This window comes from Burkholderia sp. F1 (assembly GCF_050813845.1).
GTDB lineage: Bacteria > Pseudomonadota > Gammaproteobacteria > Burkholderiales > Burkholderiaceae > Burkholderia > Burkholderia ubonensis.
This window is the reverse complement of sequence record NZ_CP172422.1, coordinates 2,759,371-2,774,055: the sequence shown is the minus strand read 5'-3', so window position 1 is coordinate 2,774,055 and position 14,685 is coordinate 2,759,371. Positions and strand designations below refer to the sequence as shown.

The 14,685-nt window shown below is 59.0% G+C and carries 11 protein-coding genes; 7 read left to right on the top strand and 4 right to left on the bottom strand.

What is annotated here, in order from left to right; genetic code table 11:
• Positions 1-75: 75 nt before the first annotated feature.
• From ACFIMZ_RS30910 to tssK, 4 genes are all read right to left on the bottom strand, one after another.
• The gene (locus tag ACFIMZ_RS30910) at positions 76-561 is read right to left on the bottom strand and encodes an Hcp family type VI secretion system effector (RefSeq protein WP_006479553.1); all 486 of its coding nucleotides are present in this window, start codon (positions 559-561) and stop codon (positions 76-78) included.
• Between the two features lie 92 nt (positions 562-653).
• Positions 654-2,432, bottom strand: a complete 1,779-nt coding sequence (locus ACFIMZ_RS30905) for an OmpA family protein (protein ID WP_431823242.1) — start codon at positions 2,430-2,432, stop codon at positions 654-656.
• Entirely contained in the window at positions 2,429-3,184 is a 756-nt protein-coding gene (locus ACFIMZ_RS30900; RefSeq protein ID WP_431823241.1) for a DotU family type IV/VI secretion system protein, read from the bottom strand. The genes ACFIMZ_RS30905 and ACFIMZ_RS30900 overlap by 4 nt, the downstream gene beginning before the upstream one ends.
• The gene (gene tssK / locus ACFIMZ_RS30895) at positions 3,181-4,533 is read right to left on the bottom strand and encodes a type VI secretion system baseplate subunit TssK (RefSeq protein ID WP_431823240.1); all 1,353 of its coding nucleotides are present in this window, start codon (positions 4,531-4,533) and stop codon (positions 3,181-3,183) included. Before tssK ends, ACFIMZ_RS30900 begins: the two co-directional genes overlap by 4 nt.
• Positions 4,534-5,087: 554 nt before the next feature.
• On the opposite strand from tssK, the gene tssB reads away from it, so the two are divergent.
• The 7 genes from tssB to ACFIMZ_RS30860 all read left to right on the top strand — a co-directional run bounded on the left by tssB (position 5,088) and on the right by ACFIMZ_RS30860 (position 14,684).
• The gene (gene tssB, locus ACFIMZ_RS30890) at positions 5,088-5,600 is read left to right on the top strand and encodes a type VI secretion system contractile sheath small subunit (RefSeq protein ID WP_431823239.1); all 513 of its coding nucleotides are present in this window, start codon (positions 5,088-5,090) and stop codon (positions 5,598-5,600) included.
• Between the two features lie 73 nt (positions 5,601-5,673).
• The gene (gene tssC / locus ACFIMZ_RS30885) at positions 5,674-7,224 is read left to right on the top strand and encodes a type VI secretion system contractile sheath large subunit (protein WP_431823238.1); all 1,551 of its coding nucleotides are present in this window, start codon (positions 5,674-5,676) and stop codon (positions 7,222-7,224) included.
• A gap of 83 nt (positions 7,225-7,307) precedes the next feature.
• Positions 7,308-9,647: a type VI secretion system Vgr family protein gene (locus ACFIMZ_RS30880; protein WP_431823237.1), complete on the top strand. Its 2,340-nt coding sequence runs from the start codon at positions 7,308-7,310 to the stop codon at positions 9,645-9,647.
• A gap of 9 nt (positions 9,648-9,656) precedes the next feature.
• The gene (locus tag ACFIMZ_RS30875) at positions 9,657-12,455 is read left to right on the top strand and encodes a hypothetical protein (protein WP_431823236.1); all 2,799 of its coding nucleotides are present in this window, start codon (positions 9,657-9,659) and stop codon (positions 12,453-12,455) included.
• 8 nt (positions 12,456-12,463) lie between these two features.
• A complete protein-coding gene (locus tag ACFIMZ_RS30870; protein ID WP_431823235.1) occupies positions 12,464-13,387 on the top strand; it encodes a hypothetical protein in 924 nt (307 codons plus the stop codon).
• 567 nt (positions 13,388-13,954) lie between these two features.
• Positions 13,955-14,338: a hypothetical protein gene (locus ACFIMZ_RS30865; RefSeq protein ID WP_431823234.1), complete on the top strand. Its 384-nt coding sequence runs from the start codon at positions 13,955-13,957 to the stop codon at positions 14,336-14,338.
• 88 nt (positions 14,339-14,426) lie between these two features.
• On the top strand, positions 14,427-14,684 hold the full coding sequence (locus ACFIMZ_RS30860; RefSeq protein WP_431823233.1) for a PAAR domain-containing protein: 258 nt from the start codon (positions 14,427-14,429) through the stop codon (positions 14,682-14,684).
• The last annotated feature ends 1 nt before the right edge of the window (position 14,685 follow it).

Genomic DNA, 14,685 nt, shown 5'->3' with positions numbered 1-14,685 from the left:
GCCAGTGCGAACTTGCCGACCGGCCCGGCGGAATCCGGTTGCGCCGCAGCCGGTTTCCGCCTGTCCGTCACGACGTCAGGAACGTTCGTTCCAGGTGTCCTTGTGGATGATGTTGCCGTCCTTGTACGACCACGTGATGGTTTCGTAGCGCAGCTCGACGTCCTCGAGGTGATTGTGCTTCTCGTAGTCGGGGTTCTTGATGTCGAGCATCTTCGGCTTCACCGCGACGATCTTCACGTTGTCGAGCTTCGTGTTGAAGTACTCCTTCTCCTTGCCCGCGTCGTCGATCTTGTACCACTTGATCTCGACCGACTTCAGCGTCTGGCCGCTCGTCACGGCCTTGTACAGGTACGGCGTCGACGCGTCCGTCTCCTTCGTCAGCGTGATCGGCTTGTGGACGCGCGTGCCGGTCAGCTTGCCGGTATTGCCGTCGGTCGGAATGTGGACGCCGTGGTCGAACGCGACGAGTTCGACGCTGCCCTCGCGATCCTGCACGGTCACCGAACCCTTGATGTCCGCACCGCCGTCGTCCTTCAGCCACATGTAGGCCGGAATTGCCATTTTTTCACTCCTTCTTCGTACTACGAATCGCCGGAACCGGATCCCGGCGCTGCCAAGCCCGAGGTGCTCGCCTCGGGAACCAAACTACGCCGTTATCTCGCCGGATTTCCCGAAGGCGCGTGCGCCGGAGCATCGGGCACGAGCGTGATTTCCACGCGGCGGTTCGTCGCCCGGCCTTCCGGTGTCGCGTTGTTCGCGACAGGCCGGGTATCGCCATAGCCCTGGATCGCGAACTGGGTCGGCGGAATGCCGGATGCGTCGACGAGCCAGTCCCGCACGGCGGCCGCGCGATCGACCGAGAGTTTCAGGTTGCGATCCGGCTTGCCGACATCGTCGGTATGACCGGCGACGAGAATCCGTTTGCGCGGATGAGCCTTGATCAGTTCGAGTGCACCCACCATCGCGCGCGTCGAGTCGGGTTTCAGCGCCGCCTTGCCGCTGTCGAACAGCGACATGCTGTCCAGCGTCACGACGGACGGTGGCGGTGGAGGCGGCTCATAGGATGCGATGGCCTTGTTGAGCGGCGAGAGCAGGTTGCGACCGTGATACATCCCGAACGACAGCCGGAGCGGTACGCCGGTACGCGCGTAGCGATCCAATTGATCGCGATCCGCGACCAGTCCCCGCAGCGCATCGCGCTTTGCTGCGTCGTGGGTTGCGGGAATCGAGCTGTAACGTGCGAGGTGCTCGCCGATGCGGGTAGCAAGCGCTTCGTTGTTTTTCGCGGCTCCCCAGATGGCGACGGCGGCAGCACAGGCGACGATCGCGAACGCGTGTCCGATGGCTGCGATTCGCGGCGAACGCCATGCTCGTCGCGGCGCGGCTTCGATCAACGGCTGGGGAAGCGGCCACGGTGCCGTCGAGCCGGGAAGGGCGCGCGGCACGACGGCGATGCGTGTCCGGACATCGCGCTCCCACGGTTTGCCGGGGCCGGTTTCTGGCCCGCAATCGATCCAGCCCGCGCCGAACAGACGCCACGCCGGCGCCGGCTGCCGCCGGTCGGCCAGCACATCGAACACGTTTCGCTGTGTCCAGGCGACGATGGCGGCCAGACCGGCGGCGCGCGCCGCCGTCGCGCAGTTGCCGCCGGCATGGGCCACTTCCGATTCGGCGGCCTCGATTGCGGCGTCGAAGCGGTGCGCGTCGACGATGGGCGACGCGGCTGACGCGCCGTACCATTGAGCCGTCGTATCGCCGGACTGCATCCGGCTCGTTGCCGGATCGTCGGTCAGCCGCTGATAGATCGCGACGTAGCCGGGCAACGCCGTGCCCAGCGCCTTCGACGCATCGGCCGCCGCCTGACGGATGACACGCAATCTTTGTGCCAGGAGGTCGCCGTTCGCATGCGTGGCCGGAGCGACCGACAGCACGACACAATCGGGCGCCCGTCCATCGCGCCATTGACGGATCGCGACGGCGAGCCGCGGCAGGTCCTGGGGTTGATCCACCCGCAACCAGATGGCGCCGTTGCCGACATGCACGTAGCGCGTGATGGTGTCTTCGCGATCGAAGAGCGCAGCCAGACCGTCGCCGACGACCAGCGCGACCGGCATTCTGGTTCTGAGGCCCACCGGGAGGTCGCCGGTTGCGGCGCCGAGCTGGGCCAACACGTGTGCATGTTGCTCGCGCAAGCGCGCCAGCCTGCGCATGTGCAGCCAACCGGCCAGAAGCGAAGCCGCGACGATGACTGAAGTCAATCCCCACGCCACACCACGGTCGATCGGCAGGACGAGCCATATGACCGTGAGCGCCAGCAAGGCGGTTAACGTGACGACGGTGCACAGCGGATATCCGAGCCCCGTAAGCGTCGCTCGCGCAGCATGCGACCCCGGGCCTGGCGTGCCGGGCCGAGCGTACAGATCGGAACTCACGGCAGCTTCGCCTGCTGAATGAGGTGCGCCAGTTGCGCATCGAGTATCTGGTGCCAGACGAGCCATGTCAGTGTGGCAGCGGCGCACGCGATGCCCGCGATCGCCCAGGGTGAAAGCCGCTTCAGCCGGTCGATCAGCCGCGTCGTGGAGCGATCCGTCATGAACGGCGTAGGCGCTGCCGGACGTAGTCGGTCGATCTGCTCGGCGAGCGCCGCGATCAGGGCCCGGCGTTTAGCTTCGCCATCATGTGATGCCGCCGTCGCGCCCGCCGGAGACGCATGGCGGCCCCGGAATCCGACGCCAAGAATGGCGGCGTAGTATTCGAGCAATTCGACATTGGGGGCTGCCTCGCGCATCCGGTATTCGATCCGCTCGTACACGCGATCGCCCGCATCATGAATACCGTACCGCTCCACCTGCAAGGGCTTCTGTTCCCACTGCGCGCGGTTGCTGGGGCGCAGGTGCCGCAGCGCGGCCTCGTCGATCAGGCCGCATTGGGCGATTGCAGCATCGTCACGTACGTCCGGAGCGATGCCAAGTGCGTCCAGCGCGGTCGAAAATTGTGCGACGAGCTGAAGGCAGAGCTGGCGCAATTCACCGACGTTCTGGACCTGCCCTTCGTTCGATAAATGCGTAACGAGCAGAGCCGTGTCGCGCAGCAACGCACGAATCGACGTGCCGGTTGCGTGGCCGGAGCCAGGTTCGCGCTCGAGCAGCGCTGCTTGGGCGCGCGTGGAAATGATGGTGTTCATGAGCGCAGCACTGCGTAGAGTTCGATCGATGCATCGGGGATCGACGCGGGCAAATAGATCTGGCAGGCGCGTGCGGCAAGCATTCTCGCAAGTGCCGGCGCCGCCGGATCGAGCGCGAAATAGTGATTGTCGAGCCGGACCGGAATGGCGCCCGGCACGCGCTGGACCGCCTTGAGCGGAATGCCCGCGACGGCGGAATTGACGATGTGCTCGACGTCGTCGGGGGCGCCGACCTTGCACAGGCGCGGGAATTGTTCGACGAGTTCGAATGCGGGCATGACGGCAATGACGGACAGATACCAGTCCGCCGTGCCCTCGGCGAGGCGCTCGTCGAGAAATCGACCGATCCACGTCGTCGGGCTCGTGTGCGTCAGTCCGACCGAGACGACACGCGACGGAATGATCGCATCGAGCAGGTCGCGGATCAGCAGCTCGAGCTTTGCGAACACCTCGTCGGCGTTGGCATGGTCATAGGCGGGAATGTCGGCGAGCTGGGTGTTCGTCGAGAACGTGATCAGTGCGCCCGCGAGCTGAGACAGAACCTGATAAAGCCGGTCGGTCGGCTGGCTCGGATGCGACGCGAGAAAGCGGAGTGGTGGCCACGCGTTGTGAATGCAATGCAGAAGCCAGAAGAGCTGGACGTCCGCGACGCCGTACTCGGCCACTTGTTCGATCCGTTCGCTGCGGCGCGCGCCGAGCACGGTGCTCTTGGCGCTGAGGATATCGGCGAGGCGATGGATTCGCTCGACGTGACGCGCATGTGCGGACAGCGTGAGGCAAGGCGGAACGAAGCGGCGATCGACGTGGAACTGTCCATTCGTCGTGCGTGTCAGCCGCGCAATCGCGCACACGGTATCGTCGTCATGCGGCTCGAAATCGAACAGCAGGCGTACGGCGTGGCGTTCCGCGGCGATCTCGGATTCGCCGCCGCCGTTGAGATCGATCACCTTGACGAACTCGCGATACGCCCGCTTCGGCCGGGCCAGCGTCGTCTCGTCGAAGCGGCAGTTTCCGCCGTTCGCGTCTGGCAGCGCCAGTGCCGCGAGCACTACCATGCTCTGCACGTCGGAAGGTATTCCGTGAGTCAGATCCCGTGCGGGAGGCAACGTGTCGGCGACGGTCGTGTCGATCGGGGTGCCGTCCGGCAGGCGCAACTGGAGCCGCGTCAGCTTCAGACGTCCTGACGATAGTGCGTCTTCGTCGATATCGACGCCAAGCGTTCCCCACGGAGACGATATGACGGAATTCGCGAGCTGGCGCAATGCGAAGGCGGCCCAGCGTTCCTGCTGCTGGAAATGCTGCTGCGTCAGGATCAGCCCTTCATGCCAGAGCGGTTTTTCGATCCGCATGGTGTGGTCTATAGGAGTGTTGGAATTATGAGGGGCTGATTCTATACATCAATTGCGGGTTTCGTATACCTCGATTTTGGGAAATTAATTTGAGATAAAAGGTTGAAGTATTTTTGAGATTTGTTGTGTCTGGTGATTGAGGGTTTGTTGTCTCAAAATAATATCTTTTTAAGATTGTATTGTTGCAGGTGTTTGTGAAAATGTTGTTTTATTTCATGGTGTTGTGTGTTGCTTTTCGGGCTGCCTATCGATATTTGAGATTCCGGTTGGATGGGTGGGGGAAAAGGGTGCGAGGAATTGCAAAATGAGATTTGTCTGAATGGCGTCTCGGTGTTTTGTTGGTGTTGGATTTTTTGTGGATTGTAGTTTACCGTTCTGGATTCGTCGTGGTATTTTTCTGGCGCCTGAATCCGGAGTCGTGATTTCGAATATCCGATTCAGTCGTTCGCAAATTTTCATGACGGCGTTGAGCATGAGTTGAGCGCACGAAGTGCATCCGCGACGGTGGATGCGTATTGCGGAATCTTCAAGCATCCTGAGATAAGGAGAACGAATTGGATAGCTTTCAGAGAGAGATCCCGAAGAGCCGGGTTTCGATCACGTTGGACCTGCACACCGGCGGCGCCCAGAAGAAGGTCGAGTTGCCACTGAAGCTGCTCGTCGCGGGCGACTTCAGCGCCGGCCGCGAGCAGGCGCCGCTTGCCGAGCGGAAGAAGGTCAACATCGACAAGAACAACTTCGACGCGGTGCTCGCCGACTATGCACCGGACCTGAAGATCGCCGCGGACAACACGTTGGCGGACGACGGATCGGAATTGGCGGCCAACCTGTCGTTCCGCTCGATCAAGGACTTTGAACCCGAGCAGGTCGCACGCCAGATTCCGGAACTGCAGGCAATGCTGGCGATGCGCAACCTGCTGCGCGACCTGAAATCGAACCTCCTCGATAACGGCACGTTCCGCCGCGAGTTCGAGAAGGTGCTGAAGGACAAGCGCCTGTCCGACAAGCTGCGTGGCGAACTATCGCAGATCGCCACCGCCGCCACGCAGCCCGAAGGGCATGCGTGAGCGGAGCCGGGCCAAGCGCGCCTTCACCGCATTCCGTAAACAGGTTGCGATTCGATCGCAGACAGGACACGAGATGAAATCCACTGAAACGCAGCAGACCGGCACGCCCGAGACAGTCGTGCTCGACGCCCCACACGGGGACATCGACAGCGTGTATGCATCGCTATGCAGCAAGATCAACCTGAAGCCCGTCAGCGAGGCGCGTCCGCTCGAGGCGTTCCGCGACAACGACATGCTGTCCGAGGCGTCCGCCGACGAGCGGATCGCGCGCGGCATGGGCGCGTTCCTCGATCTCGTGGCCGGTGCGAGCCAGCCGGTCGACCGGCTCGACAAGTCGCTGCTCGACTTCCATATCGGCCAGATCGACCGGCAGATCAGCCGCCAGCTCGACGCCGTGATGCATACGCCGGAGTTCCAGGCGCTCGAAGCGCGCTGGCGCGGCCTGAAGATGCTGGTGAGCCGCACCGATTTCCGCAAGAACGCCAGGATCGAGGTGCTGGATGTATCGAAGGACGCGCTGCAGCGCGACTTCGAGGATACGCCGGAGCTGATTCAGAGCGGCTTGTATCGTTTGACCTACATCGAGGAATACGACACGCCGGGCGGTCAGCCGATCAGCGCGATGATCAGCGACTTCGAATTCAACAACTCGCCGATGGATGTTGCGTTGCTGCGCAATATCTCGAAGGTTGCCGCTGCCGCGCACATGCCGTTCATCGGCTCGATTGGTCCGGCGTTCTTCGGCAAGCAGTCGATGGAAGATGTCGCGGCGATCCAGGACATCGGCAACTACTTCGATCGCGCCGAGTACATCAAGTGGAAGAGCTTCCGCGATACCGACGATGCGCGTTACGTCGGCCTGGCGATGCCGCGCGTGCTCGGCCGTCTGCCGTACGGCAAGGATACGGCGCCGGTGCGGGCGTTCAACTACGAGGAAGCCGTCAAGGGCCCTGATCACGACAAGTACTTGTGGATGAATGCGTCGTTCGCGTTCGCGGCGAACATGGTGCGCAGCTTCGTGAGCAACGGCTGGTGCGTGCAGATTCGCGGGCCGCAGGCAGGCGGCAAGGTCGAGGACCTGCCGGTTCACCTGTATGACCTCGGCACCGGCTATCAGCCGAAGATTCCGACCGAGGTGCTGATTCCGGAAACACGAGAGTTTGAATTTGCGAATCTCGGCTTCATCCCGTTGTCGTTCTATAAGAATCACGACTTCGCTTGTTTCTTCTCGGCGAACTCGACGCAGAAGCCTGCGCTGTACGAGACCAAGGAGGCGACCGCGAACAGCCGCATCAATGCGCGCCTGCCATACATCTTCCTGCTGTCGCGCATCGCGCACTACCTGAAGCTGATCCAGCGCGAAAACATTGGCACGACCAAGGACCGTCGTCTGCTCGAGCTCGAGCTGAACAACTGGATCAAGGGGCTCGTGACCGAGATGAAGGACCCGGGCGACGAGTTGCAGGCGTCGCATCCGCTGCGTGAGGCGAAGGTGACGGTCGAGGACATCGAGGACAACCCGGGTTTCTTCCGCATCAAGCTGTTCATCGTGCCGCACTTCCAGGTCGAAGGGATGGACATCGGGCTGTCGCTCGTTTCGCAGATGCCGAAGGCAAAGAATTGATCTGACGTCTGTCGCATGAACCGCCGGGGCGATGATGGTCGCCACCGGCGGTGGCATTGCGTTCGCGCACCCGAGAGGAATCCATGGCGATGATATTGCCCTCGCAGGCTTATGAATTGAAGCTCGTGCCGCACCCGGCGCCGTTCTCGATCCTGAAATTCACTGGGCTCGACCAGGTCAGCCAGCTGTACAGGTACGAGATTGAATTCACGAGCCCGGTGGCTGGCATTCCGATGGATCAGGTGCTTGGGCGGCCGGCCAAGTTCATCGTCGATCCGATCGATCCGAGCATGGACTACCTGCGCAAGATGTTTGGAGAGAATGCCAAGCAGTTCAGCAAGAAGCCACCTGCGTATACGGTTCACGGGATCATCACGAAGTTCGACGAGTTCGAAACGTCGGCTGACGAGACGCGCTATCGGGTCGTGTTGGAGCCGACGCTGGCGGACCTCAATCGCGGCGTGACCAGCCGGCTGTTCCAGAAACAGTCGGTCGAGGAGATCGTTACCGATACGCTGCGGCATTACGAATACCGTGCGGGCGTCGACTTCGTGTTCCAGTTACGTGGCCAGTACAAGCGGCGCGAGTACGTGACGCAGTATCACGAGACGACGTTTGCCTTCATCCAGCGCATCTGCGCGGAAGAGGGGATCTGGTTCCGCTGGGAGCAGAAGAAGGATCGCGCGGTGGTCGTGTTCGGCGACGATCTGGATGCGTATGCGCGCAAGCGGCGCACGGTTCCGCATCGCCGCGATTCTGGGCTCGAGAGTGCCGGGGCAGATGCGATCAAGACACTCGGGCGGGAAACGCAGCGTGTGCCGGAGTCGGTGCGGCTGCATGACTATAACCACCGGCAGGCTGGTGTTTCGCTGCTGGTCGAGGAAAACGCTGCCCGCGACGACAAGACGACCAACGCTGTCGATTACAGATGGGGTGAGCACTACGGGACGCCGGAGGAAGGCAAACGCGTTGCTCGTCTCAGGCACGAGGCGTATCTGGCCAGACAGATTACGTTCAAAGGAACTGGCAATCCTTTTTGGCTTGAAGCCGGCGAGGTGATGCGGGTCGATCCGAAGCCGGCCGACGCGAAACATGGGATTTTCATTACGTCTGTCGAATCGCACGGAGGGCGTAATGAATCGTACTGGGTGTCGTTCGAGGGAATTCCGTCAGATCGGGTATGGCGCACCCCGACGGCGTTGATTCGGCGCCCGGCGATCGACGGAATTTTGCCGGCGCGGATCACTTCCCCTAGCGATTACAAGTATGCGTACCTGACCGAACAGGGCTGGTATGTGATCAAGCTGCCGTTCGACCTTGACGAGTGGAGTCCTGGCGGCACGAGCCGACCAGTGCGGTTCGCGAAACCGTACAGTGGCGACAACTATGGCCACCACTTCCCGCTGATTGATGGTGCCGAGGTGGCTATCGTTCACACGGCGGGCGACCCGAACCGGCCCGTGATTATCGGGGCCATGCACGACAGTTTGCATCCCGACCTGGTCAACAACCTCAATCACACTCGGAATCTCATCCGCACCGCGGGTCAGAACGAGCTGCGGATGGAGGACAGGGAGGGTATGGAGCACATTCACCTGACGAGCCCGTTTCAGGCCAGTGAGCTGAATCTCGGTCACATGGTCAACGGCGATCGCCAGGAGCGCGGGCACGGCGCGGAATTGCGCACCGATGGGCCTGCGGCTGTTCGGGGAGCAAAGGGGGTGCTGGTCACCGCCGAGGGACAGCCAGGCGCTGCGGGCCAGCAACTCGCCATGCAGGATGCCGACATGACGCTCGAGCAGGCTGAACAGATCCTGCGTGCGCTCAATGACTCGGCGAATGCTGCGAACGCGCTACAGGCTGACATCGATCAACAGCGCGCGCTGATCCAGCAAAAGCTCAAGCGGCTCCAGAAGCCCGTTATCGTCGCGACAGCGCCTGATGGCGTCGGGCTCGCCAGTGGCGAGCAGATGCAAATCGCCGCACGCAGACAAATGTTCATCACGACTGGCGACGGACTCGACGTCGGTGTCATGAAGCGCATCGCGGTCGCGGCCGGCGAGGCGATTTCGTTTTTTGCGGCGAGGTTCGGGATCCGGATTTTCGCCGCGAAAGGTAAGGTCCAGGTCCAGGCGCAGTCCGACACGATGGAACTCATGTCGATGCAGGACATGAAGGCAAGTTCTTCGGATGGCGAAGTAATTATCACGGGGCGAAAAGGCGTCACGATCGGCGACGGGGCCGGCGCCTACATCAAGCTCTCGGGCGGCAAGATCATTCTTGGCAGTCCCGCCGGAGAAATCGAGCTCAAGGGCAACCTGAAAGTCGACGATCCGGACGGCGGCAACTTCAAATTTCCGACATGGTCCAAGGCGCCGCTCAACGACGTGAAGGACGTAGCGAACTTCGGATTCTCGGAATAAGGCTCAACCATGACAAGCCAACCTTCTTCGCCGCAAGCGCCGCCTGTGCCGGCCCTGGCCAAGCTGAAGCAACTGCCTTTCGCGTTCCCGTTCCTTCGAAAGGAGCGGGACCAGTCCGAGGCCTCCGCACAGTTCACTGACGAGCACGAGATTTACCGGCTGCTGGCCAAACGCGAGCTTGCGGGCTCATATCTCGTCAGCCGCAAGGGAATGTGGCACGGCGGGGTCCATGTCACGGAAGCCGGCGCGGGGCAGTCGCTGGATCTCGAAGCTGGACTGCGCTGCATCGCCGACGGTGTGGTGATTGCGTTTCGCGCCAACAAGACATACCCGCTTAGCGAGATCGCTGCGACCGATGGCGGATCACCGGTTCAGGCACCGTATAGCACGGGCTTCGCGCTGGTGCGGCACACGATGGAGTTCCCGCGAGATACGAAGTTGACGTTCTACAGCCTATACATGCACCTGATGTCTTGGGAGGACTACGCGAACTTCCCGCAGCGGAACAAGCCGTCGTACTGGTCTCGGCAATGGCGGGTAACGGAGCATGCGCAGGATAAGCCCTCAACGGGTCGCAACGGGCAGGTCCCCGATCCGTCGCAGCAGGGGCTGCGGGTCCGCAAGACTCCCAATGGCACACCCGTTGGCATTCTGCCGCAGGGCGTGAGCGTCAGAATCGGCAAGAAGGAAAAAGTACGCGGACAGGAATGGGGCGAGGTTACGGACCTGCTTGGAGCTTCGCTGTACCCGCCCGAAGCCGGCGGCTACGTAGATCCGTCCCTTGACGTCGGCCGCTGGGTTTATCTGGGTCATGAAAACGGCGGGCCGATGGTCGAGGAGGTCATTCCTGGCTCGATGTTCGACCGGGTAATCGTAACGACAGACCAGACGCTCTCCCCGAGCGACTCGCAAGGAAATGGAGGCGGAATCCCGATCAAGTCCGGCGACCTGATCGGCCACCTCGGCCGCTACGACTCGCTGGACCAACGCACGTCCGGAACCCGGATGGCGCACATCGAGGTGTTTTGCGACGACGGCATCGAGTCGTTTATCGAGCAGGGGCGCGAATGGGTCGGTCAACACGGTCCGCACAAGGAGGACTGGGCGGCACTGGGCTTGCCATCCGAGCCGACGATGCTGCGGGTCGCGCCGGGCACGGTGCTGTATCAACGCACCCAGAATAATGAGTTCGTTCCGGGCACTGACCCACAGTCGAGAAAGACGGACGCCGTTCAGGTGTATTCGCTCGCCGAACTGGCGCGTGACCCGAATCGGCGGATCCCCCAGCCGCGTCCGAATCCCGATCCGGGTTACCCGGTGAGCTGGTGGCACGTTGACGGTGTAAATGCACAAGGTCAACCGATCGACGGCTGGGTGTGCGACTTCAACTTCGCTGGGGGGCGGGTGACGCGGGAATTCGCGCAGAAGTGGATCGACTTCGAGTGCCTGGCGGATGACCATGATCCGGCCCATACGATCTTTGCGACAACCCCGAAGTGGGTTGATTACGCGAGAGGCGCAGATGTTGCCAACCTCGCTTCGCGTTCGAATCTCAGCCCATTGATGCTCAAGGTGTATGACACCCTGTTCACGGCAGGTGATGGCACGCAGGCGGTTGTTGAATTATGCACGTTGTCGCAGACTGAGCGAGGAGGCTATCCCTGGCTCATGCAGGCTGCCTCACGCCTGATTGTGAAGCACGAAAGCGAGTGGGCGAATCCGTCGAAATGGAATCAGTTGATCGTCGAACTGGAAAGGAAAACGGAGCCAAACCCACAGCATGGGGAAGAGCGGAAGCGGATCGAGAAGCTGGCGTGGTGGGACGAGGTGAAGGCTGGTGTGCCGGGATTCCCAGGGCCGGAGGTTTTTCATATCCATCCGATTGCGTTAGGGGGGAATTTTTTCAAGAGCGATACTTGCGCCTGCGGATGTTGTCTTGGCAAGGTATTTAACCGCTATCGTTGGTTAAGACATCGACGTCACTATCCGCCTCAGACATACTATGGCCCGGTTTTTGCGGGTACCAAGAAATTGGACAAGTTCACAGGATGGGACGATCTCATTGCTAAGTCCAAGGCTACTGAGGACGAAAAGGCAATCGTGATCGCCATGTCGTCCAACGAAGGCAATATGGATGCTGTGCAGGCTTGGGATTGGCAGACATTCAGTGCCGGTGCCATGCAGAAGACCGTGACACCAGAAGGCTACGGAGAACTCCCACAACAGATCTGGGAGTTTCGGAACGAAAATCCTAGTCTGTTTGAGGAAATTTTTGGCCGATGCGGATGGTCCGTTGAACAGGAAGAAGGCGCAAGGATTTACTATTCATCCAGTGATACCGGAAACAGGAAAATCACTGGGCAGGAACTCTATGATTTCATCAAGAAGGGGTTTCAAGAAGCAGACGGTGGATTCCCAAAGGAGTCGAAACCACTGGCTTCCATTGCGCACGCGATGATCAATGAGGAGTATCAGAAAAAGCAGGTTGTGGATTTCATTGGCCGTTTGCACATTGCCATCGCTAAGAAGCCGAGTGGCTATAGTAATTCCGCACGTGACTTATTTCCATCCCGGTTAGGTCGCGCACTTGTTCTTGATCAAGACGTCAACGCACCCGGTAATGTCTCTATGGATATTGGAACATCGATTAATACACTTCGGGAACGGCACACGGGATTGGGCACAGACCCGACGCAATGGGGTGACAACAGATCGCGGTATGAAGCCGAACTTATTCAGATCTATGGCCCATCACGCCATATGAACTCTGCTATAGAACGTTACAACCAACTTCGCGGGATGCTGTAGGACTGAAAATGATTCGTAGATCCATATTTTTGCTCTTGGCAGTACTGTCTGCCTGCGTTCAGGCCCAGGTAAGTGTGTCGGGTGAATCAAGCGTTTTAGAGTATACCAATCGCGGACACAACGCCTACCGATCGCTTCGCTTTAAGCGGCCAGATGGCACGATGTTTACACCTTTCGATGAGGGATTGAGATTTTACGACCCCGGCACGAACAGTCTGTCTCCGGACAAACAGTACTCGATCGTGAATTTTTCTGCTGAAGGAGATCTCGCTGATTCCAGCGGTGTGTCGGTGCATTCCGAGTATCTGTGTGCCTTCGTACGTATGAAGGATGGTTGCGTTGTGCATGTGGCGCAAGATGCAGTCTGTGGTGGAGAGTGGCGCCCGCCTCACCAGTGGTCCGTCAACATTGAGCCGATCTTCGATAATCCACCTAATGCAGCCGACATCTATGCCGCTTATTCATCGAAACACAAAAGCGGATACCAAACTTCACAGCCACCAATCCTAGCATATCTGGCGGAAGGTACCACATTTGGCAATCTGCTTACGTGCGATCCACCAAGTACAGGTAACAGAAGTGCTTATTCGAAACTACTTGTCCAATTACAGATGGATGGAGACACCGAAAACGCCGCCAAGCTGAATAGGATCCTGACTAGCGACTGGAATGGCACATCTATCCACGTAGCGCCGGCTGAGTCGGGTGCCTGGGTCGGACATGCAGTGATTTCAAAGAAAGCATATTTATATGCAATGCCCGAGAAATCGTCAGTTTCTAGAGCCTACCTTGTGCAAGGTGATTCAGTATTGGTGAATGAATCTAGCTTATCGAAGGGGTTTGTGGTGTCAAGGTATCGTCAGAAGAACGGAAATATTATCGAGCGATGGATTCGTTGTGAAGATGTGAATGCGTGTTGCACAGGTAATTGAATCGCCGAGTCTTAGTTTATTGGGCAATATTTGCTTAAGGTGTACGATGTTCTGTGGCGTTGTTGCATAATCGGGTGTGAGGACTAGGTGGCATCTATGCTCATAATATCAGTCAACGCAAGCAGATTTCGTAGAAAATCCGGGTCTTGTTCTTGGCAATTTGGAGCATGGGATCGAATCGGCTTCTATTTTTTGGGTCGTTACTAAAAGTGTCAACGGAGTCGTGGATTATGGAAGTGTCCGTGCGGTTTCGAAGGTGGTAAGCGGCGGCGAAATTTGGGTATCCAGGGCGCTTGATTGCATACAACAATGTGGCCCAATTCTTGGGCTTCCCAATGAGGTGGCGTAGAATGTTTATATCAAAGTTGTTGGTGGCGAGCGCGATGTTTTTCGTTTTCACGCTCAGCGGATATGGGGCTGAGCGTGTCGCCAATTGCCCAGTGGCAAATGTAAAGAAAAACGTGTTCGATGCATCTGCGCTGGTAAAAAATTCGAGAATTTCTATTGGAAACGGCGTCACATAATATCCGTTGGTTCTTGATTTCTATCGACCATCAAAAGACGGATGTGAAAAAGCCGAATTTTCACGATACTCGATTGAGTGAGGCGCACCGACAGTCGAGTCGATATTTTTTTATGCTTCTGTGTGGCCATGTTAATGTGTTTTCCATTGTCGCATGGGATATAAACAATCGTGGCGATGGTGCTCGTGGACGGCTTTATCAGGTGTGCGCCTATCATTTTGATGAAAATGGCATGTTAGTTGAAAACAAGCGCGTTTCCAAAGACGACTCAATGACCGGGGTCGAGGGCTATGTCGAAGGCAGAGAGTCTAAATTTCGATACAGAACAGCTTCGGATGTTATGAAATACTGGCGCAGTAAACAGAGATGGATCTCGATGATTAACCTGATTAATTATTCGAGTATTGATTGTCGGCTCTTGAGCTAAACCTTTCTGCGTTCAAGTGACGACGAAGGTCCATTAAAGGCGCTTCGTAGAAACTTGGTGCAACAAACCCCTTTAACGTAGGCAAGCAATGAAAAATCTCGCATATGAAGGCGACGCAACGAGCCACGGCGGCAAGATCTTGACCGGCTCGGATCGCATCAAGGTAAAGGGTCGTCGGGCCGCCCGCGTCGGCGACAAGGTCTCGTGTCCGATCCACGGAGACAACGAGATCATCGAAGGCAGCGACAGAATGAAGGATGGCACCACGCCACTCTCTCGCGACGGCGATCACACGCAGTGTGGGGCAGTCCTCATTTCCTCGTCCAGCGGAGCGCAGGTTCGTTAAG

Excerpts from the sequence above, each read along its gene's own strand:
- ACFIMZ_RS30910 (WP_006479553.1), bottom strand. The coding sequence starts at position 561 with ATGGCAATTCCGGCCTACATGTGGCTGAAGGACGACGGCGGTGCGGAC.
- ACFIMZ_RS30880 (WP_431823237.1), top strand. The coding sequence starts at position 7,308 with ATGGCGATGATATTGCCCTCGCAGGCTTATGAATTGAAGCTCGTGCCG.
- ACFIMZ_RS30860 (WP_431823233.1), top strand. The coding sequence starts at position 14,427 with ATGAAAAATCTCGCATATGAAGGCGACGCAACGAGCCACGGCGGCAAG.
- ACFIMZ_RS30875 (WP_431823236.1), top strand. The coding sequence starts at position 9,657 with ATGACAAGCCAACCTTCTTCGCCGCAAGCGCCGCCTGTGCCGGCCCTG.
- ACFIMZ_RS30870 (WP_431823235.1), top strand. The coding sequence starts at position 12,464 with ATGATTCGTAGATCCATATTTTTGCTCTTGGCAGTACTGTCTGCCTGC.
- tssK (WP_431823240.1), bottom strand. The coding sequence starts at position 4,533 with ATGCGGATCGAAAAACCGCTCTGGCATGAAGGGCTGATCCTGACGCAG.
- tssC (WP_431823238.1), top strand. The coding sequence starts at position 5,674 with ATGAAATCCACTGAAACGCAGCAGACCGGCACGCCCGAGACAGTCGTG.
- ACFIMZ_RS30900 (WP_431823241.1), bottom strand. The coding sequence starts at position 3,184 with ATGAACACCATCATTTCCACGCGCGCCCAAGCAGCGCTGCTCGAGCGC.